This window comes from Streptomyces sp. NPDC048637 (genome assembly GCF_040650675.1).
Taxonomy (GTDB): Bacteria; Actinomycetota; Actinomycetes; order Streptomycetales; family Streptomycetaceae; genus Streptomyces.
Window position 1 is genome coordinate 14,637 of record NZ_JBEZHQ010000047.1, and the last position, 20,316, is coordinate 34,952.

The following is a 20,316-nucleotide window of genomic DNA, read 5'->3' on the forward strand; positions in this document are numbered from 1 at the left end:
CGCCAGCGTTCCACCGGAGCGGGAAATCGTCGCGCGGTTTTCCGCCAGCAGCCGGTCAGCGCAGGCCGGTGGCCTCAGTCCTGGTGGAAGACCTCCCGCATCGGCGTCCACCACTCCCCCGGTACGGCGCCCTCGGTCTGCTCCTGGCAGGGGTCGGTGAGCTGCCACCACCGCCGGGTCACCGGGTCGGCGGCCATCCTGGCCATGTCGGCGGCGTAATCGTCGCCGGCGTACTCGGCGTACGAGAACAGCAGCTCGCCCTCCAGGAAGATCGAGTAGTTGCGGAGACCGCAGGCGGTGAGCGTGGCCCGCACCTCCGGCCAGACCTCTGCATGCAGCCGCAGATACTCCTCGCGGTGTTCCGGGCGCAGCTTGATGAGCTTCCCCAAGCGCCGCACCGGGGCGGCCGCCTCGTCGCTTGTCGCACTCATGACGGCATCCTGCACCCACCGCCCCGCCGGGTACACCCGGTCGTCCGAACCGCCGTGAACTCCTCGCACCGCACCAGGAATGGGTTGACGGCACATCCATCCGCCTGTTGGGGCGCGTGTCGGGCCTGTCCGACGGGCCGGACAGGCCCGAGGGCCAGGCCCGGCCCGTCCTGCTCAGCCCACCGACGAGTACGCCACCACGCCGCGCAGCACACCGTCCACGGCCTTACGGGCGGTACGTGCCACCGTGCCGCCGGGCGGGGCCGCCGCCGCGATCTGGCCGAGGACATCGATCAGCTGCTTGCACCAGCGGACGAAGTCACCGGCGGGCATCTCGGCCTCCCGGAGCACCTCGTCGAGACCGAAGCCGGAGGCCCAGCGGTAGGCGGCCCAGGCGAAGCCGAGGTCCGGCTCACGCTGGCCGACGCCCTCCGCCTGGTTGATCCGGTGGTCCTCCTCCAGGGCGTCCAGCCGGCCCCAGATACGGACCATCTCCCCCAGTGCGTCCCTGGCCTTGCCGGCCGGCAGCTTGGGCGCCACCGCGTCGTCCGCCTGCCGCGACTCGTACACCAGCGCCGAGGCACAGGCCGCCAGCTCCGCGGGGCCCAGCCCCTCCCAGACGCCCTCCCGCAGACACTCGCTCGCCAGCAGATCCAGCTCGCCGTAGAGCCGGGCGAGCCGGCGGCCCTCGTCGGTGACGGTGTCGCCTTCGAGGTAGTCCAGCCCGGTCAGCAGGGCACAGATCCGGTCGAAGGTACGGGCGATGGTGTTCGTCCGTCCCTCGATCCGGCGCTCCAACTGGCGGGTGTCGCGCAGCAGTCGGTGATAGCGCTCCGCCCAGCGGGCATGGTCCTCACGCTCGGCGCAGCCATGGCAGGGATGCGCCCGGATCTCCGTACGCAGCCGGGCGATCTCACGGTCGTCGGCCGCCTCCGAGCGGGGCTTACGATGCCGCGACGGCACCATATGACCGGCCTTCGTCCGCAGCGCGGAGGCCAGATCGCGGCGCGACTGCGGGCTGCGGGCATTGAACGACTTGGGAATCCGCATCCGGTCCAGCGCCTTGACCGGCACCGGGAAGTCGATCGAGGCCAGCCGCTTGACCTGCCGCTCGGCGGTCAGCACCAGCGGCCGCGGACCGTCCTGCGCATCGTAGCCGCGGTGGCCGTTCGTCCGCCCCGACGGCATACCGGGGTCCAGGACCAGCGCCAGACCCGCGTACTTGCCCGTCGGCACATGAATCACATCGCCCGGCTTCAGCTTCTCCAGCGCCGCCGCGGCCGCCACCCGGCGCTGTGCCGCGCCCTGCTTGGCCAGCTCCGTCTCACGGTCCTTCAACTCCCGCCGCAGCCGCGAGTATTCCTCGAAGTCACCCAGGTGGCAGGTCATCGAGCCGCGGTAACCCTCAAGTCCCTCCTCGTTCTTCTGCACCTGCCGCGAGATCCCGACCACCGACTTGTCGGCCTGGAACTGCGCGAAGGACATCTCCAGCAGCTCCCGCGAACGGTGCCTGCCGAACTGCGAGACGAGGTTGACCGCCATGTTGTACGACGGCTTGAAGGACGACCGCAGCGGATAGGTACGCGTCCCGGCGAGCCCGGCCAGCGCGCCCGGGTCCATCCCCCGCTGCCACAGCACCACCGCGTGGCCCTCGATGTCGATACCGCGGCGCCCGGCCCGGCCGGTCAGCTGGGTGTACTCGCCGGGGGTGATGTCGGCGTGCTGCTCACCGTTCCACTTCACCAGCTTTTCCAACACCACGGAACGTGCGGGCATGTTGATGCCCAGCGCCAGTGTCTCGGTGGCGAAGACGGCCTTGACCAGGCCCTTCACGAACAGCTCCTCGACGACCTCCTTGAAGGTCGGCAGCATGCCGGCATGGTGCGCGGCGATGCCCCGCTCCAGGCCCTCCAACCACTCGAAGTAGCCCAGGACATGAAGGTCGTCGTCCGGGATGCCGGCCGTCCGCGCCTCCACTATGCGGCGGACCTGTTCGCGGCCCTCCTGGTCGTTGAGCCGCAGGCCGGACACCAGGCACTGCTGGACGGCCGCCTCGCAGCCGGCCCGGCTGAAGATGAAGGTGATCGCGGGCAGCAGGCCTTCGTTGTCGAGGCGGTCGATGACCTCGGGCCTGCTCGGCGTCCAGATACGGGCGCGCTGCCGCCGCTCACGCTCCCGGTCCGCCTCGCGCATGTTGCGGCCCCGGCGCTTGTCCCGGCCGAACGTCGGCCGGCTGTTCTCCATCCGCGCCAGCCGCTCCAGATCGGGGTTGACCTCACGGCGGCCGCCGCTCTGCCCGTCCCGCTCCTCGAACAGGTCGTATATCCGGCGCCCCGCGAGGACGTGCTGCCACAGTGGCACCGGCCGGTGCTCGGAGACGATCACGGCGGTGTCGCCCCGAACCGTGTCCAGCCAGTCGCCGAACTCCTCGGCGTTGGAGACCGTCGCCGACAGTGACACCAGCGTCACCGACTCGGGAAGATGGATGATCACCTCTTCCCACACGGCACCACGGAAGCGGTCGGAGAGGTAGTGCACCTCGTCCATGACCACATAGCCGAGGCCGACCAGCGACTGCGAGCCGGCATAGAGCATGTTCCGCAGCACCTCGGTGGTCATCACGACCACCGGAGCCTCGGAGTTGACGCTGTTGTCGCCGGTCAGCAGACCGACCTTCTCGGCGCCGTAACGCTTGACCAGATCCTGGAACTTCTGGTTGGACAGCGCCTTGATGGGCGTGGTGTAGAAGCATTTTCGGCCCTGCTCCAGGGCCAGGTGGACGGCGAATTCGCCGACGATCGTCTTGCCGGATCCAGTAGGGGCCGCGACCAGCACGCCCTGGCCGGCCTCCAGGGCCCGACACGCCTCGACCTGGAACGGATCCAGACCGAAGTCGTACATTTCGCGGAAAGGGGCGAGTGCGGTGGCCTGCTCGGCCGCCCGGAGCTTGGCGGCGGCATAGCGCTCAGCAGGGGACATGTCCTCGGTCATCGTGCTTACGAGCCTACCGGCCACCTCTGACAACGACCCGATCTTTATGCCGCCCCGTTACGGCCCGGGCTCTTGCGGGTTGCCGTGGGCTTCGGGCCGGTACGGGTTGCCGTGGGCTGGCGCCGGTGCGGGTTGCCGTGGGCTTCGGGCCGGTACGGGTTGCCGTGGGCTGGGGCCAGTGCGGGTTTGCCGTGGGCTGGGGCCGGTGCGGGTTTGCCGTGGGCTGGCACCGGTGCGCCTACGGGCGGTGGGTGGCGGGTCGGAGGGGACGCCCGGTAACCCGTCCTCGGCGCGGGCGGCCCTGGTCCCAGAGGTTGGGAGCCCCGTTGTTCGCTCCGGGTCCTGCGGGCGGCTCACCGGACATCCCCTCCGACCTCCGTACGTGGGCGGCCCTCCCGCCGTACCAATCACCGTCACGACCATGCGCGGCACCTCTTGGCAGGGACCTGGCCAGGCCACCCGCACCTTGGGCGGCGGGCGAGGTGTGGCGGTGACGGACGGTGTCACCGGGCCGCAGTCGGCAACGCCGGACGGTTGGAGGGGATGTACCGGTGCCCGCCCGCAGGACTGGAGCGAACGCCGGGGCAACCAATCCCACGTAGCCGCGTCGCCCGCGCCGAGGACGGGTACCGGTGCGTCCCCTCCAGCCCCCGCGGCAACCACCAACCCCGCAACACCCCAACCCCCACCGACCCGGAAGTCAGACAGCGGATCGGCCGCGCCACGAAGGGGCGCGGGGAACTGCGCGCCCAGCCACAACACAGCCGCAGCCGCAGCCGCAGCCGAACGACGACAACCCCTCGCCCCCACAGAGCAGCCCCACAGAGCGGCCCCGACCTCAACTACGCCAGGTCACAAACCGTCACGTGAAGTCGTCGTACCCACCACGACGTCCCGCACCACTCTCGCCCGCCTGGCCACTCGCCTGCTCCGGAAGCATCCGGCCGGAGGCGACCGGCTCGATCTCACCGACTTCGGTGGGCGTCAGATCGAGCTCCGAGGCCTCGTCGTCACTCAGCTCCGCATCCGGGTTGCCGAGCTTGCGGCGGCGGTCGTTGAAGAGGCAGATGCCGACGGCGCCGAAGTACAGCACCACGATCGGAGCGGCCAGCAGCCCCATGACCAGCGGATCACCGGTCGGCGTCGCGAGCGCCGCGAAGACCGTGATGCCGAGCACCATGAACCGCCACCAGCTCATGATCCGGCGGCCGGTGAGCACCCCTCCGAAGTTGAGCAGCACCAGAAGCAGCGGCAGCTCGAAGGCGAGACCGAAGACCAGGACCATGCGCGTGACGACGTCGATGAACTCGTCGGCCGGGAAAAGGTTGCCCCAGTCGCCGGGGGTCAGTCCGACCAACGCGCTCGCGGTGGTCGGCAGGACCGCGTAGGCGAGGTAGGCACCACCGAGGAAGAGCGGGACACCGGCGCCGACGAAGCTCAGCGCGTACTTCTTCTCGTGGCGGTGCAGGCCCGGGGCGAGGAAGGCCCAGAGCTGGTAGAGCCACACCGGGCTGGCGAGGACGACGCCGGCGGTGAGGGACAGCTTGAGCATGATCGTGAACGGTGCGAGCAGACCGTTCGCGACGACCTGGGCACAGGGATGGGAGCGCGGGCCGGTCGAGCCCTTGGGGCAGCCGACCGAATCGATGACCGGGCCCGTGACGAAGTGGGCGATCGCGTCGTACTGCCACAGCGCGACGACGGTGACCACAATGATCACCAGCACCGACTTCAGCAGCCGGTTGCGCAGCTCACGCAGGTGCGCCGCGAGCGGCATCCGCCCCTCGGGGTCCTTCTCATGCTTGCGGGCAGACTTCGGCAACCCACATCCTCGTCTCGTACATCAGCCGCTGCCGACCGGGCAGCCGGTGCGACTGGATCGGTTCGGTCAGCTCTGGTTGGTGCGGTTCGGCTCGGCCACGGGGCGCGAGCTGCTCACATCACCGGGAGCCGCCTGAATCGTACGAGGGGCCTGCTGAGCAGCGTCAGCGGGAGCCTCGGAGGAGGTGGCCGTCGAGGCGCCGCCCTCCGCGTCGCCTTCCTTCTTCATCGCCTTGGCCTCGCTCTTGAGGATGCGAGCGGACTTCCCGAGCGAACGCGCCATGTCCGGAAGCTTCTTCGCGCCGAACAGCAGCACAATGACGACGAGGATCAGAATAATCTCGGGGGCCCTCAAGTTGCTGAACATGTGCGACTACCTTCTCGCCGGGGCGGCGTCTGCTGTGGTGCCTGCCGATGGGGTCGGACTGGCGTCCTGGTGCTCGATCGATCGTAACGTTCGGTGGTGAACGCCGGGCAATGCCCGTGCATCTTCCGAATTGCCTCGACCGCCGCGCTGTATGAACCGCAGAGGAAGCCTACCCTTCTGCCCTCCGGCGGAGCAGAGCGCGTAGCCGGGCGGCACCATCAGTCCCGGCCGGCCTCGTGCGCTCGGGAGGCGAGCGGCAGCGCCGCCCGCTCCAGGTCCTCGCTGGCCCGCTGGATCCGCTCCGAGGTCGCCCCGACCTGCCGGCCCAGCCGCCGCACTTCGACGAAGACACGGACGGCGAGGACGCCGAGCACGGCGATCCCGACGAAGCCGAGGGCAATTGCGATCATGGGCCAGAGCATGCGACGAGCCTATCGGTCAGCCCGTGTGCAGCCGCAGGGTGCGGACCCCGCCGCCGGTGAGCAGCTCGATGATCCGCTCGCCGGCCGGTTTGCGCACCGCGCGACGGCAGTCGGGGCAGGTGAAGGAGTAGAAGGTGGTGCGGCTGCTGGCGCCGATCGCCAGCCGGAAGGCGTCCGAGGCCAGTTCGAAGCGGCCCCGGCAGTCCGGGCAGGCCGCCTTGAAGAGCACCGGAGCGGTCATGCCCGCCAAGGTGGTGGTCACCATCGTCATCCTTCGCTGCCTCGTCCTTCGCCCTACGCCGGACGGCGCGCCCGGCACGCCGCGCTCACTCGCCGTACGCCGCGAGGGCCAGCTCGGCGGCCTGCCGCGCGCTGTCCGCGAGCGCCTGCGGCGCCACGATCCGGCCGTCCCGGCCCAGCCGCAGGGCCAGCCGCCGCAGCGAGGCCGGGTCGGGGGTGCGCAGGGTGATGCGCAGCCCGCCGTCGGGCAGCTCCTCGGCGCTGTCGTGCGGGTAGTACTCGGCGACCCAGCGGCCGCCGGGCCCGACCTCGATGGAGACCTCGGGGTCCTCGGCCGCGGGCTGCACCAGGCCCTCGGACAGATCGCGCAGCTCGACCGGGGGCGGATCGGCGGGCGCGTCCAGCAGCTTGATCTCGGCGACCCGGTCGAGCCGGAAGGTACGCCGGGCCTCCGAGAGGCGGCACCACGCCTCCATGTAGGTGTGGCCGACGGCGAACAGCCGGATCGGGTCCACCTCGCGCTCGGTCAGCTCGTCGCGGGCCGGTGAGTAGTAGCGCAGCCACAGCCGGCGCCGCTCGGCGATGGCGCGGTCCACGTCGGCGAACACCCCGCCCTCGGATTCGAAGGTCACCGAGAGCCGGGAGCTGGCACCGGCCGCCTCGCCGGCCGCCGCCTCCAGCTTGGCGGTGGCCCGCAGCAGCGCCTGCCGGTCGCCCTCGCGCAGTCCGGGCAGGGTGGCCACCGCACGGGCGGCGACCAGCAGGGCGGTCGCCTCGTCGGCGGCCAGCCGCAGCGGCTCGGCGACATCGTCGGGGTTGTGCCACCAGATACGGTCGCCGTCGGTGTCGATGTCCAGGAGGTCGCCGCCGCGGAAGCTCGTTCCGCACATCGGCAGGACATCGAGGTCGGCGATCAGCTCGTCCTCGGTGATACCGAAGGCGCGGGCGACGTCCCCGACGCGGGCGCCGGGGCGCTCACGCAGGTAGGTCACCAGGGACAGCATCCGGCGGGTCTGGTCGATCGCGTTCGTCGCCATGGGTCTCGTATCCCTCTCAGCCCTTGGCCACGGCACGCAGCCGGTCGATGACATCGGCGCGCAGTTCCGCGGGTTCCAGTACGACCACGTCGGGGCCGAACTCCACGAGCCAGGCGTCGAGTCCGTGCCCGTTGGGGATCTCCAGCTCGTCCCAGCCGTCGCCGAGCTCGCGGACGGTGAGCGCACGGGCGCGCAGCGGATACCCGTGCTCGGCCCGCAGCTTGATCCTGGCGGTGCCGGTGGCGGTCTCGCCGGCCCAGCTCTCGACGGTCTCGCGGACGGTGACGTGATCGGGCACCGGCGCGGTGAACGCCCCTTGCCGGGAACGGACCTTGCCGGTGATCCGGGAGAGCCGGAAGACCCGCTCGGCCTTGCGCTCGCGGTCCCAGCCGGCGACGTACCAATGGCCCCGCCAGCATTCGAGGATCCAGGGTTCGACCTGCCGCTGCTCGGGGTGGGCGGCAGTTGACTTGCGGTAGTCGAAGACGACCGGGCGGCGGTCGCGGCAGGCCAGCATCAGCGGCTCGAAGGCGGCCTCATGGGCGGGGATACGGGGTTCCAGCGCGCTGTGCGGCTGTCCGGCGTCGTAGTCGGCACCGTCCGCGGCCAGCGGCATACCGGCCGCGCGCAGCTTCTGGAGCGCACCACTGGCGGCGCCGGCCAGCCGGGCCTGCTGCCAGATCTTGGCGGCGAGCCCGAGGGCGGCGGCCTCCTCGGCGTCCAGCGTGATCGGGGGCAGGCGGTTGCTGTCGCGGCGGGCGAGGTAGCCGATGTCGCCCTCGATGCCCTCGACGGTCTCGATGACGAGGCCCAGCTCGCGCAGATCGTCCTTGTCCCGCTCGAACATGCGGTTGAACGAGTCGTCGCTGCTCGCCTCGATATAGGCCTCGATGGACGACCGCAGTTCACGTTTGGTCAGCGGGCGTCGCGTCCCCAGCAGGCACAGCGCCAGATTCATCAGCCGCTCGGCCTTGGCAATGGCCATCGACGCCCTTTCTCGTTGAACTCCCGATCGTTGACCGTACCGCTCGGGGTGGTCAGGGCAAAAGCCGAGGGCCCGTGCCATCGCGGCACGGGCCCTCGGTCGGGTCAGCAGCGGTCGCGCACGGCGACCGGCTGTGGTCTCAGACGGAGACCAGGTCGCAGACGAAGATCAGCGTCTCGCCCGGGGCGATCCGGCCGCCGCCGGCGCCACGGTCGCCGTACGCGAGGTGCGCGGGGATGGTCAGCCGGCGGCGGCCGCCGACCTTCATGCCCTGCACGCCCTGGTCCCAGCCGGCGATGACCTGGCCGGCGCCCAGCTGGAACTGCAGCGGCTTGCCGCGGTTCCAGCTGGCGTCGAACTCCTCGCCGGTGCTGAACGACACGCCGACGTAGTGGACGGAGACGGTGTCCCCGGCCTTGGCGACCGGCCCGTCGCCCTCCGTCAGGTCCACGATCTCGAGCTCGGTGGGAGCCGGGCCCTCAGGAAAGTCGATCTCGGGCTTGTCGATGCTCACGGATGTGCTCCTACTTACGAATCTTTACGATTACCGGGCCAGTCTTGCAGATCTTGCGGGGGCCGCCGTCAGACCGTGCCGACGATGTCGACCGAGAAGACCAGGGTGTTCTTCGCCAGCTCGTGCTGCGGGCTCGCGCCGTAGCCCAGCTTCGGCGGGATCACGATCTCCACCCGGTCACCGACGTGCTTGCCCACCAGCGCCTTGTCCCAGCCCTGGACGACCTGCCCGGTGCCGATCTGGAACGCGGTCGCGCCACCGTGGTCCCAGGACGAGTCGAACTTCTTGCCGTCCTCCCACTTCACCCCGGTGTACTGCGCGATCAGCCCGTCACCGGCCTTCACCTCGGGGCCCTTGCCCTCGATCAGCACCTGCTCCTTGAGGCCCTTGGGCGCCTTCTCGCCCTTGGGAACCTCGATCTTCGCGGCCTTCCCGTCCGGCGCCGTCACCTTGGGCAGTCCGTCCTCCGGCTCCGCCTGCTCGCCCTCGGCCTTCGCCTTCTTGTCGACCTTCTTCGCCCCGACGACGTCGACGACCCACACCAGGCCGTCCTCCGGCTTGATCCCGGCCTGCGGGTTCAGGCCCGCGCCGATCAGCGCCTTGGCGGTGCCCTCGACCTCGAAGCGGCTGCCGACCTTCTGCCCGGCGGCCGCGGACAGCACCTTCGGCGGCAGCATCTGCTGCGTCATCTGGTCGGTGACCTCGGTGACGACCTGGGTACGCGGCCCGCCCGGCTTGCTACCGGGCTGCGGCGTCCAGCTGCTGCCGAGGTTCTGGCCCTTCATCGACTGCGCCGAGAAATCCAGCCGGACCAGATCGCCCTTCTTGACCGTGGCGCCCTTGCCCTCGGCGAGGGTCTTGGTGACGGCCTTGTCGGACGGCTTGGCACCCTTCGGCACCGTGATCTTGGGCTTCTCCCCTGCCTTGCCCTCGACCTTGACGACAGCTCCGCCCGACGCGCCCTTGCCGTCGTCGGACCCGCAGGCGGCGGTGAACAGCAGGATGGGCACGGTCAGCGCGACGGCGGCGCGACGGGTGTTCTTCGTGAGGTTCATTCGTCCAACTCGGGCTCGTGGGGTGGGTGGGCAATGCCCGCCACTCTACGACCTGTGCCGCCGGACGTTTCCCGGCACAACACGGCAATGTGCCGGGAGCTCCCGCTCCCGGCACACCACCGCATTCCCCGCGGGTCACATACCTGCGATCAGCTTCTCCACCCGGTCGTCCACGGAACGGAACGGGTCCTTGCAGAGCACCGTGCGCTGCGCCTGGTCATTGAGCTTGAGATGCACCCAGTCGACCGTGAAATCGCGGCGCTGCTCCTGCGCGCGGCGAATGAAGTCGCCGCGCAGCCTGGCCCGGGTGGTCTGCGGCGGCACCGATTTACCCTCGAAGATCTTCAAGTCATTGCAGATCCGCGCCGCTTGGCCCTTCCGCTCCAGGAGGTAATAAAGCCCCCGGCGACGGTGGATGTCGTGATACGCGAGGTCTATCTGCGCCACTCGTGGGTGGGACATGGTGATGTTGTTCTTTGTGCGATACCGCTCGATGAGCTGATGTTTCATCACCCAGTCGATCTCGGTGGAGATACGGTCGAGCTCCTCGTCCCGGATCGCTTCGAGCGTACGGCCCCACAGTTCCAGGACCCGCTCGACGGTACCCGTACGGATTCCGCGGCGGTCGCAGAAATCCACGGCCTTTTCGTAGTACTCCTGCTGGACCTCGAGCGCCGACGCCTCGCGCCCGCTGGCCAGCCGCACCTTGCGCTGGCCGGTGATGTCATGGCTGACCTCGCGGATGGCCCGGATCGGGTTCTCCAGCGTCAGATCGCGCATGACCGTGCCCGCCTCGATCATGCGCAGCACGAGATCGGTGGCGCCGACCTTCAGCATCATGGTCGTCTCGGACATATTGGAGTCGCCGACGATGACATGGAGCCGGCGATAGCGCTCGGCGTCCGCATGCGGTTCATCGCGGGTATTGATGATGGGCCGGGAGCGGGTCGTCGCCGAGGAAACGCCCTCCCAGATGTGCTCCGCGCGCTGGCTGACGCAGTAGACGGCGCCACGCGGAGTCTGCAGCACCTTGCCCGCGCCGCACAGCAGCTGACGGGTGACAAGGAACGGAATGAGGATGTCCGCGAGCCGGGAGAACTCACCGTGGCGGGCGACGAGATAATTCTCGTGGCAGCCGTAGGAGTTTCCCGCCGAATCGGTGTTGTTCTTGAAGAGATAGACGTCGCCCGCGATTCCCTCCTCATGCAGGCGGCGCTCGGCGTCGACGAGCAGGCCTTCGAGAATGCGCTCGCCGGCCTTGTCGTGAGTGACCAGCTCGGTCACGTTGTCGCACTCGGGAGTTGCGTATTCCGGGTGCGAACCCACGTCCAAGTACAGGCGGGCGCCGTTCCGCAGGAAGACATTGCTGCTGCGGCCCCATGACACGACACGGCGGAAGAGGTACCGCGCCACTTCGTCAGGCGACAGTCGGCGCTGTCCCCTGAACGTGCACGTGACGCCGTACTCGTTCTCCAGCCCGAAAATGCGGCGGTCCATGACTGAACATTACGCCTGATGCCCTGCTCTGAAACCGGGTTCGGCGGCCCCGTTTCGATCATTTTCCGCCGAGGCCCCACTGGGCGTACGCCGCACGGGATCCCCAAGGAATCGCTTCGTCGACAAAAGGACGAGCAGCGCGGCGACCCCACCGGCTCCCGCCACCGCGAAGCCCGCGACCGCGCCGCCACTCTCGACCGAGGGGCCCACCACCGAATTGCCCACCGCCGATCCGACGCCGAACGTCGTCACCAGCCAGGAAAACGCCTCCGTCACCGTGCCCTTGGGCGCATGCCGGTCCACCACCACGAACGCACAGGCCAGCGCCGGCGCCAGGAACACACCGGCGACACCGGTCAGCGCCGTCATCCCGACGACGCCCGGCACCAGCACCAGTGGCAGATAGCCCAGTGCCAGCAGGCCGGTCAGCAGCCGCAGCCGGCTCTCCGGCCGTCCCGGCCACTCCCGGGTTCCGTAGACGAGTCCGCCGGCCAGCGCGCCGACACCGAGCGCGGACAGCAGCGCGCTGGAGACCATCCCCCCGCCGTGCTCATCGGCGTACGCCACCGCCGCGACCGCGATCGACCCCATCGCCAGTCCCACGAAGAAGAACGCCCCGATGAGCACCAACAGCCCGGCCGAGCGCAACGCACCCAGCCAGTGCGCCTCCCGGGGCCCGCTGCGCCACTGCCGGGACGGCCCGGAGACGACGACGGAGAGCGCGCCGAGCACCCCGATCAGGTTGATCACCAGCAGCGCCGCCCCCTCGGACCAGGCCGCCACGCACAGCGTCACCAGCAACGGCCCCACCGCGAACATGACTTCCTGCGCCACCGCGTCCAGCGCATAGGCGGCGTGCACCCGGTCCGCGCGCTTGAGGACCCCGGGCCACAGTGCCCGCAGACCGCCCTCCAGGGGCGGGGTGAAGAAACCGGCGATCACCATGGCGGCGCAGGCGAGCCACAGCACATCCAGGCCGACGGCCGCCAGCAGCGCCATGCCGAGCGCGGAGAGCACCGAGGCGGGCAACATCACCCGCGGCTGTCCGTAGAGGTCCACGGCCCGGCCGAGCAGCGGCTGGCCGATGGCGTTGCAGACGCCGTAGACCGCGGAGAGCGCACCCGCCAGGGCGTAGCTGCCGCCGTCGGCACGTACGAAGAGGACCACGGCCAGCGGCGCGGTGGCATTCGGCAGTCTTCCGACCAGCGTCCCCGCCAGGAGCCGGGCTGCATGCCGGGTCCTGAGCAGCTCCGCGTATCCCGCGGCCATCCGCGCCCCTTTCCGGTCCGGCCGGGCCGGACGTGTTACGTATAACTTCCGTCGCTATAAGTACCATGACCCCACCCCGCGGTCCACCCGCGGCGGCCGAACATGAGGAGCAAGACACCCGGTGACGAGTAACGAGGCCACCACACCCCCCGGCGCCGGCACCGGCTCCACCGGAGCGGCCGGCGCCGCACACCCCGGCAGGCCGGCCGCCGCCCGCGTCACCAGCCGGGACGTGGCCCGCGCCGCCGGGGTCTCCCAGGCCGCCGTCTCGCTCGTCCTGGGCGGCAAATGGCGCGGCCGGGTCTCCCCCGGCAAGGCGGAAGCCGTCCGCGCCGCCGCCCGCGAGCTGGGCTACCGGCCCAACCTCGCCGCCCGCAGCCTGCGGATGGGCCGCACCCGCACGGTGCTGCTGGTCGTCCCCGCCCTGACCAGCGAATTCTTCGCCCGCGTCTATACCGGCGCGGCCCGGGTCGCGGCCGACCACGGCTTCGGCGTCGTCCTCTACCCCTCCCCCGAAGGCATCGGCCCCGCCCGCAACCCGTTCGACTCCGCCGCGGCCACCCTGGACGGCGTGATCGCCTCGTCCATGGCCGCCGAGGCGCTCACCGCGCTCCGGGACGCGGATCTGCCCCTGGTCATGCTGGACAGCGACCCCGACGACGACCGGGCCGGCGCCACCGTCAACCTCGATATCGCCGACGGCGTACGGCAGTTGACCGGCCATCTGAGCGCCCTGGGCCACCGTCGTATCACCCACCTCGCGGCGGATGTCCCGTCCTGGACCTTCGAGCTGCGCGCCCGCGCCGTCGCCGACAGCCTCCGCGGTGTCCCCGGCACGCTGCTGCGCCGTCAGCCGGCCGCCCTCCGCGTCGACGCCGGGCTGCACGCCGCACACGCCGCCCTCACCGGGCCCGGCCCCCGCCCCACGGCGCTGCTCTGCGACGACGACATCATCGCCGCGGGCGCCTGCAAGGCCGTCCGCCGCCTGGGCCTGCGCGTCCCCGAGGACGTCTCCGTCACCGGCTTCGACGACCTGGCCCTGGCCGTCGCCGTCGAACCGGAGCTGACGACCGTACGGCTGCCCGCCGAGGAGTTCGGCGAGGCCGGGATGCGGGCCCTGATGGCGGTGCTCGACGGCCGCCCGGCGGACGCCCCCACCCTGCCCGTGGAACTGGTCACCCGCGGCTCCACCGCCCCGCCCGTGGACGCCCCCGGCAATGCCGCGCGCCCCGGCGGGAAGTGACCCACCGGGGCGCGTGAACCGGGCCTCGGGCCCGTGAGCGGTACCTCGTCAGAGCTTGGGGCCGGACTCCCCCTCGGAGTCGTCCTTCCCCTTGCTCCCCTTGCCCTTGCCGCCCTCGTCGGACGCCCCGGCATCGGCGTCCGCAGCCGCGTCCGCCGCCGGCTCCTCGGCGTCCGCAGTGGCATGCTCGTCCAGGAGAAGCGACAGCTGCCGCCCCAGGATCCGCTTGAACTTGCGCTGCTGCGGTCGCGTGCGGTCGAGGGTGGCGACCTCGAGCTGCTCGGCGGTCAGCGTGCGCTCACCGCCGTTGGTGTCCCGCGACAGCGATTCCACCGCCAGCTTCAGCGCCTCGGCCAGCGTCATTCCGTCGCGGTGCCGCTGGTCGAGATAGCTGCTGATCTGGTCGGCGTTGCCACCGACGGCCACCGAGCCGTGCTCGTCCACGATCGAGCCGTCGTGCGGCAGCCGGTAGATCTGGTCGTCCTCGGGCGCACTGCCGACCTCGGCCACGATCAGCTCGACCTCGTACGGCTTCTCGGCGGCGCTGGAGAAGATCGTGCCGAGCGTCTGGGCGTAGACATTCGCCAGGCCGCGGGCGGTCACATCCTCGCGGTCGTAGGTGTAGCCCCGCAGATCCGCATAGCGCACACCGCCGATCCGCAGATTCTCGAACTCGTTGTATTTGCCGACGGCCGCGAAGGCGATCCGGTCATAGATCTCGCTGACCTTGTGCAGGGCGCGGGAGGGATTCTCGGCGACGAAGACCACGCCGTCGGTGTATTGCAGCACCACGACACTGCGGCCGCGCGCGATGCCCTTGCGGGCGTATTCGGCGCGATCGGCCATGGCCTGCTGGGGTGAGACATAGAACGGCGTCGACACCGGCTATCCGTCCCTTCCTGTCAAGAGCTCTCTCAGTGGCTGGGGGCACACCCAGCGGTAGCTGGGGGAGCATTGCGGAACATCCGTCCCGTCAGAGCAGCGCGGCGCGCGGACCGTCGGGCTGCTCCAGGCGGCGCTCATGAATGGCACGGGCGATCTCCGAGACCTCTGCCTCGGTCAGCTTCCTGAAGCCGTCCTCGGTGATCACCGTGACGATGGGGTAGATCCGCCGTGCCATGTCGGGTCCGCCGGTCGCCGAATCGTCGTCCGCGGCGTCATAGAGCGCCTGGACGACGGCCATGGCGGCCTGGCTCTCCGTGAAGTCCTCCTGGAAGAGCTTCTTCAGCGAGCTGCGCGCGAAGACCGAACCGGAACCCGTCGCCGCGAAGCCCTGCTCTTCCGAGCGTCCGCCGGTCACGTCGTACGAGAAGATACGGCCCTTCTCGCGGTCCAGGTCATAGCCGGCGAACAACGGCACCACGGCCAGGCCCTGCATGGCCATCCCGAGATTGCTGCGAATCATCGTCGACAGACGATTCGCCTTGCCCTCCAAGGAGAGTTGGGCACCCTCGACCTTCTCGAAGTGCTCCAGCTCCAGCTGGAAGAGCTTGACCATCTCCACCGCGAGGCCTGCCGTGCCCGCGATGCCGACCGCCGAATACTCGTCGGCCGGGAAAACCTTCTCGATGTCACGCTGCGCAATGACATTGCCCATTGTCGCCCGCCGGTCACCGGCGAGCACCACGCCCCCGGGGAACGCCGCGGCAACGATCGTCGTGCCGTGCGGCGCCTCGATGGCACCCTGCACCGGCGGCAGCGGGCGATTGCCCGGCAGCAGATCGGGCGAGTGCTCGCCGAGGAAATCCATGAACGACGAGGATCCAGGCGTCAGGAAGGCAGCTGGTAGACGCCCGGTGCTTCGAGTATTGGCTTCCACACGTTTCCTTCCGGATATGCGATGGCCCTGCGCATGGCGTCGGGGTCATCCCTCAACTTGCCGAGTGCCGAGTTGCAGTTGATGCACCGTACGCCTCGGACCTTACCCGTATCGGGGGCGTGATCCACATGTTCGGGGCCCTGCTCGAGACGGATCTGGCGGATACCGGCCGCTTCTTGATCATCGCGCCCCGCCCGGCGGTGCCCGCGCCCACCGGGACCGGCGGGCCGGCTGTCAGTGCACGGCATTGCTCGCCGCTGCGACGACTCCGTCCGTGGCGCATTCCAGGACGTACGACCCGCTGGGGCCCGGACGCTCCCTGGATCTCCCCGGACGCTGCCCGAAGGCTGCGCGCGGCCGTTCCTTTCCGCACCGCGCGCAACGCTTCGGCCCCCTGAATCGAACCTGTCCGGTCTGCTCTACTCTCCGCCCTTTTGCACGAAGCTCCGAACGAAGTCCTCGGCGTTCTCTTCGAGCACATCATCGATTTCGTCCAGGACGGAATCCACGTCGTCCGACAACTTTTCCTGGCGTTCCTTGAGGTCTTCCGAAGCCTCCGCGTCCTGCGTCTGCTCCTCGACCTCTTCGGTGGAACGCGTGGCCTTGGCCTGTCCGCCGCCGCTGTCCTTGGTCGCCATGTCCCTCACCCCGCTCGGTTCGCCCCGCTCGATGTGACCTTCAAGATCCGACCCTACAAGCAGGGTCCGACATCGGCCCTGCACTTGCTGCAACGCCCGGGAGTCACCTCGATGATTCCCGCCCCGCGGCGATTTCAGCCGTGCATCGGCCACGGATCGCCACGAATTTTGTCGTGCACCTGCCGCGGATCAGCGGCCGGAGAGCGTCCTGACCAGCTCCTCTGCGGTACGGCAGCGGTCAAGGAGCTCCTTGACGTGCTTACGGGTCCCGCGCAGCGGCTCCAGTGTGGGAACCCGTTGCAGGGAGTCACGGCCGGGCAGGTCGAAAATGACCGAATCCCATGAGGCCGCCGCAACATCGTCCGCATACTGCTCCAGGCAGCGACCGCGGAAGTACGCCCTGGTGTCCTCCGGAGGCTTCTGCTCGGCCCGTGTGACGTCCGGCTCGTCCAGGAGCCGCTTCATCTTGCCGCGGGCCGCCAGACGGTTGTACAGGCCCTTCTCGGGGCGCACGTCGGCGTACTGCAGGTCGATGAGGTGCAGCCGCGCCGCGTCCCAGTCCAGGCCGTCACGGCGCCGGTAGCCCTCCATGAGCTCACGCTTGGCGACCCAGTCCAGCTCGCCGGACAGGCTCATCGGATCGTTCTCCAGCCGGCCGAGCACGTCCTCCCACCTGGTCAGTACGTCCTTGGTCTGGTCGTCCGCATCCGCTCCGTAACGGTCCTCGACGTATTTACGGGCCAGCTCGAAGTACTCCATCTGGAGCTGTACCGCGGTGAGCGTGCGCCCGCTGCGGAGCGTGATCAGGTGTTGCAGAGTGGGGTCGTGGGACACCTGGTGGAGGGTGCGGACGGGCTGGTCGACGGCCAGATCGACGGCGATGAAGCCGTCCTCGATCATGGAGAGCACCAGAGCGGTGGTGCCCAGCTTCAGATACGTCGAGATCTCGGAGAGATTGGCGTCCCCGATGATCACGTGGAGCCGGCGGTACTTCTCCGCGTCCGCGTGCGGTTCGTCGCGGGTATTGATGATCGGCCGCTTGAGCGTCGTCTCCAGGCCGACCTCCACCTCGAAGTAGTCGGCGCGCTGGCTGAGCTGGAAGCCGTGCTCGTGGCCGTCCTGGCCGATACCGACCCGGCCGGCGCCGGTGACCACCTGGCGGGAGACGAAGAACGGCGTCAGGTGCCGCACGATGTCCGAGAAGGGGGTCTCCCGCTTCATCAGGTAGTTCTCGTGCGTGCCGTAGGAGGCGCCCTTGTTGTCGGTGTTGTTCTTGTAGAGGTGGATGGGCTGGGCGCCGGGGACCTGGGCGGCCCGCTCGGCGGCCTCGGCCATGATCCGCTCGCCGGCCTTGTCCCACAGGACGGCGTCGCGCGGATTGGTGACCTCGGGGGCGCTGTATTCGGGGTGTGCGTGGTCCACGTAGAGCCTGGCCCCGTTGGTGAGGATCACATTGGCCAGGCCGATGTCCTCGTCCGTGAGCTGGCTGGCGTCGGCGTTTTCCCGTGCGAGGTCGAAGCCGCGGGCATCCCGCAGCGGGTTCTCCTCCTCGAAGTCCCAGCGGGCACGGCGTGCCCGGTGCATCGCGGCCGCGTAGGCGTTGACGACCTGGGACGAGGTGAGCATGGCATTGGCGTTCGGGTGGCCGGGGACGGAGATCCCGTACTCCGTCTCGATTCCCATTACTCGCCGTACGGTCATGCGGCCCTCCTAGCCCGGCGGCGCCCCCGGATGGGGTCGGCGCTCAAGTACCGCTGTGCTTCCGGTCCGTGTGCGTGCCCCACGCCCGCACAGCGTGACGCAGCGGTACCGATGAGCCTAGAACGCCTTTGCGGCGCTGGGGAGATCATTACAGTCATTGCTCCAGTCCGGTTTTCCCTGGTTCACCGCGCCCTTAAGAGGAGCGGTTCTGGCGCCCCCGGAAAAGCGTCCGGCTGCGGACGCCCCGTGCAGGACATCCGCAGCCGGAGAGCGGTGTTACAGGTATTGGCCGGTATTCGCCACCGTATCGATGGAGCGACCGGTGTCTGCGCCCTGCTTTCCGGTGACCAGCGTACGGATGTATACGATCCGCTCGCCCTTCTTTCCGGAGATCCGGGCCCAGTCGTCCGGGTTGGTGGTGTTGGGCAGGTCCTCGTTCTCCTTGAACTCATCCACGCATGCCTGGAGGAGGTGGGAAACCCGAAGCCCCTTCTGATTGTGTTCGAGGAAGGCCTTGATGGCCATCTTCTTTGCGCGTCCTACGATGTTTTCGATCATCGCACCGGAATTGAAGTCCTTGAAATAAAGGACTTCCTTGTCACCATTGGCGTAGGTGACCTCCAGGAAGCGATTCTCCTCGGATTCCGCGTACATCTGCTCGACGACCGACTGGATCATCCCGCTGACCGCGGCCTTCCGCGAGTCGCCGTGCTCGGAGAGATCGTCCGTGTGCAGCGGCAGACGCTCGGTGAGGTACTTCGAGAAGATGTCCTTGGCGGCCTCCGCGTCCGGACGCTCGATCTTGATCTTCACGTCGAGACGGCCGGGTCGCAGGATCGCCGGGTCGATCATGTCCTCGCGGTTCGAGGCGCCGATCACGATCACATTCTCCAGGCCCTCGACACCGTCGATCTCGGAGAGCAGCTGCGGAACGATGGTGTTCTCCACGTCCGAGCTGACGCCGGATCCCCGGGTGCGGAAGAGGGAGTCCATCTCGTCGAAGAAGACGATGACGGGGGTGCCCTCGCTCGCCTTTTCCCTGGCGCGCTGGAAGACCAGCCGGATGTGCCGCTCCGTCTCGCCGACGTACTTGTTGAGCAGCTCGGGGCCCTTGATGTTGAGGAAGAAGCTCTTCCCCGCGGGCTGCCCGGTCACCTCGGCGACCTTCTTGGCAAGGGAGTTGGCGACCGCCTTGGCGATGAGCGTCTTGCCGCAGCCGGGTGGGCCGTAGAGCAAGACGCCCTTGGGCGGGCGGAGTTCGTGCTCCTTGAAGAGGTCGGGGTAGAGGTACGGAAGCTCGACCGCATCCCGGATCAGTTCGATCTGGCCGCCCAGACCGCCGATCTTGGTGTAGTCGATGTCCGGGACCTCTTCGAGGACGAGTTCCTCGACCTCGCTCTTCGGGATGACTTCGTAGACGTAGCCGGAGCGGGGCTCGAGGAGCAGGGCGTCGCCGGGGCGGATGGTGATGTCCAGCAGCGGCTCGGCGAGCCTCACCACCCGTTCCTCGTCGGTGTGCCCGATCACCAGGGCGCGCTCGCCGTCCTCAAGGATCTCCTTGAGGGTGACGATGTCGCCGGCGCTCTCGTACTCCATGGCCTCGACCACGTTGAGCGCTTCATTGAGCATGACCTCTTGGCCGCGCCTGAGGTCCTCGGTCTCCACGCTGGGGCTGACATTCACCCGGAGCTTTCTGCCTCCGGTGAAAATGTCGACCGTGCCGTCATCGTTCGCCTGCAGGAAGACTCCGAAGCCGGCCGGCGGCTGCGCGAGCCGGTCGACTTCCTCCTTCAGGGCAACGATCTGGTCGCGGGCCTCGCGGAGAGTATTGGCGAGACGCTCGTTCTGCGCCGAGACGCCGGCCAGGTTGGTCTGCAGCTCGACGATCCGCTCTTCGAGAATCCTCGTGTGACGCGGAGAGTCGGCGAGCTTGCGTCGCAGGACGGCGATCTCCTGCTCGAGATAGGCAACCTGACCGGCGGGATCTTCAGACCCTCGCCCCGGCCGGATGCCGCGGTTGATGTCGTCGTCGTGGGCTGCCACGGTCCTCACCTCCTCCAAGGAGCTGGACGCTTCCTGACCCTACCTGGGCCGGTGCAGGTTGAAACCCCTAGATCGAAAAGACTGTCGGGGCGTGTCCGATCTTCACCCTTGCGCACGTCCTCACGCCAAGGGAATACCCACCCAACAACATCGGAAAGCGAGCGGTTGTATCGTCGACTTGGTCAACACCCGTCAGGGCTGGCGCCACTTAGACAAAAACGCTTCACGTACGCAGGAACGGCA

The 20,316-nt window shown here is 69.1% G+C and carries 19 protein-coding genes; 1 reads left to right on the forward strand and 18 read right to left on the reverse strand.

The genetic code is table 11. The features are described 5' to 3' along the window. Positions 1 to 74: 74 nt before the first annotated feature. The 12 genes from AB0C46_RS35715 to AB0C46_RS35770 form a co-directional block, all read right to left on the reverse strand. On the reverse strand, positions 75 to 431 hold the full coding sequence (locus tag AB0C46_RS35715; RefSeq protein WP_362833120.1) for an L-rhamnose mutarotase: 357 nt from the start codon (positions 429 to 431) through the stop codon (positions 75 to 77). Between the two features lie 174 nt (positions 432 to 605). Continuing rightward, a complete protein-coding gene (locus AB0C46_RS35720) occupies positions 606 to 3,422 on the reverse strand; it encodes a DEAD/DEAH box helicase (RefSeq protein ID WP_362833121.1) in 2,817 nt (938 codons plus the stop codon). A gap of 862 nt (positions 3,423 to 4,284) precedes the next feature. After that, positions 4,285 to 5,244, reverse strand: a complete 960-nt coding sequence (gene tatC, locus AB0C46_RS35725; RefSeq protein ID WP_362833123.1) for a twin-arginine translocase subunit TatC — start codon at positions 5,242 to 5,244, stop codon at positions 4,285 to 4,287. 66 nt (positions 5,245 to 5,310) lie between these two features. Further along, complete coding sequence (gene tatA, locus AB0C46_RS35730; RefSeq protein ID WP_362833124.1) at positions 5,311 to 5,610, reverse strand: Sec-independent protein translocase subunit TatA; 300 nt, start codon at positions 5,608 to 5,610, stop codon at positions 5,311 to 5,313. 218 nt (positions 5,611 to 5,828) lie between these two features. Continuing rightward, complete coding sequence (locus AB0C46_RS35735) at positions 5,829 to 6,032, reverse strand: hypothetical protein (RefSeq protein ID WP_362833126.1); 204 nt, start codon at positions 6,030 to 6,032, stop codon at positions 5,829 to 5,831. Between the two features lie 16 nt (positions 6,033 to 6,048). Beyond that, positions 6,049 to 6,303 carry a hypothetical protein gene (locus AB0C46_RS35740; RefSeq protein ID WP_362833127.1) on the reverse strand — a complete coding sequence of 85 codons (255 nt, stop codon included), beginning with the start codon at positions 6,301 to 6,303 and terminating at the stop codon, positions 6,049 to 6,051. A 55-nt stretch (positions 6,304 to 6,358) separates the two neighbouring features. Further along, positions 6,359 to 7,309 (reverse strand): WYL domain-containing protein, encoded by a 951-nt coding sequence (locus AB0C46_RS35745; RefSeq protein WP_159747659.1) that lies wholly within the window; start codon positions 7,307 to 7,309, stop codon positions 6,359 to 6,361. A 16-nt stretch (positions 7,310 to 7,325) separates the two neighbouring features. Next, positions 7,326 to 8,294: a WYL domain-containing protein gene (locus AB0C46_RS35750; protein ID WP_362833128.1), complete on the reverse strand. Its 969-nt coding sequence runs from the start codon at positions 8,292 to 8,294 to the stop codon at positions 7,326 to 7,328. Between the two features lie 139 nt (positions 8,295 to 8,433). Next, positions 8,434 to 8,808, reverse strand: a complete 375-nt coding sequence (locus AB0C46_RS35755; protein ID WP_018087767.1) for an FKBP-type peptidyl-prolyl cis-trans isomerase — start codon at positions 8,806 to 8,808, stop codon at positions 8,434 to 8,436. A 68-nt stretch (positions 8,809 to 8,876) separates the two neighbouring features. Then, on the reverse strand, positions 8,877 to 9,863 hold the full coding sequence (locus AB0C46_RS35760) for an FKBP-type peptidyl-prolyl cis-trans isomerase (RefSeq protein WP_362833130.1): 987 nt from the start codon (positions 9,861 to 9,863) through the stop codon (positions 8,877 to 8,879). A gap of 135 nt (positions 9,864 to 9,998) precedes the next feature. Beyond that, positions 9,999 to 11,360 carry a Pup--protein ligase gene (gene pafA / locus AB0C46_RS35765; RefSeq protein WP_018087769.1) on the reverse strand — a complete coding sequence of 454 codons (1,362 nt, stop codon included), beginning with the start codon at positions 11,358 to 11,360 and terminating at the stop codon, positions 9,999 to 10,001. Between the two features lie 9 nt (positions 11,361 to 11,369). Further along, positions 11,370 to 12,629 (reverse strand): MFS transporter, encoded by a 1,260-nt coding sequence (locus tag AB0C46_RS35770; RefSeq protein ID WP_362833132.1) that lies wholly within the window; start codon positions 12,627 to 12,629, stop codon positions 11,370 to 11,372. A gap of 121 nt (positions 12,630 to 12,750) precedes the next feature. Between AB0C46_RS35770 and AB0C46_RS35775 the strand changes: the two genes are divergently transcribed. Continuing rightward, positions 12,751 to 13,872 carry a LacI family DNA-binding transcriptional regulator gene (locus AB0C46_RS35775; RefSeq protein WP_362833134.1) on the forward strand — a complete coding sequence of 374 codons (1,122 nt, stop codon included), beginning with the start codon at positions 12,751 to 12,753 and terminating at the stop codon, positions 13,870 to 13,872. A 48-nt stretch (positions 13,873 to 13,920) separates the two neighbouring features. Here AB0C46_RS35775 and prcA read toward each other — a convergent pair whose 3' ends face one another. The 6 genes from prcA to arc all read right to left on the reverse strand — a co-directional run bounded on the left by prcA (position 13,921) and on the right by arc (position 20,073). Next, a complete protein-coding gene (gene prcA / locus AB0C46_RS35780; protein WP_362833136.1) occupies positions 13,921 to 14,754 on the reverse strand; it encodes a proteasome subunit alpha in 834 nt (277 codons plus the stop codon). 91 nt (positions 14,755 to 14,845) lie between these two features. Beyond that, entirely contained in the window at positions 14,846 to 15,691 is an 846-nt protein-coding gene (prcB, locus tag AB0C46_RS35785) for a proteasome subunit beta (protein ID WP_362833138.1), read from the reverse strand. Further along, the gene (locus AB0C46_RS35790; RefSeq protein ID WP_362833139.1) at positions 15,643 to 15,939 is read right to left on the reverse strand and encodes an endonuclease domain-containing protein; all 297 of its coding nucleotides are present in this window, start codon (positions 15,937 to 15,939) and stop codon (positions 15,643 to 15,645) included. The genes prcB and AB0C46_RS35790 overlap by 49 nt, the downstream gene beginning before the upstream one ends. 171 nt (positions 15,940 to 16,110) lie before the next feature. Then, positions 16,111 to 16,329, reverse strand: a complete 219-nt coding sequence (locus tag AB0C46_RS35795) for a ubiquitin-like protein Pup (protein WP_042157149.1) — start codon at positions 16,327 to 16,329, stop codon at positions 16,111 to 16,113. Between the two features lie 189 nt (positions 16,330 to 16,518). Further along, entirely contained in the window at positions 16,519 to 18,030 is a 1,512-nt protein-coding gene (gene dop, locus AB0C46_RS35800; protein ID WP_362833141.1) for a depupylase/deamidase Dop, read from the reverse strand. Positions 18,031 to 18,306: 276 nt separating this feature from the next. Next, on the reverse strand, positions 18,307 to 20,073 hold the full coding sequence (gene arc / locus AB0C46_RS35805) for a proteasome ATPase (RefSeq protein WP_362833142.1): 1,767 nt from the start codon (positions 20,071 to 20,073) through the stop codon (positions 18,307 to 18,309). Between the last annotated feature and the right edge of the window lie 243 nt (positions 20,074 to 20,316).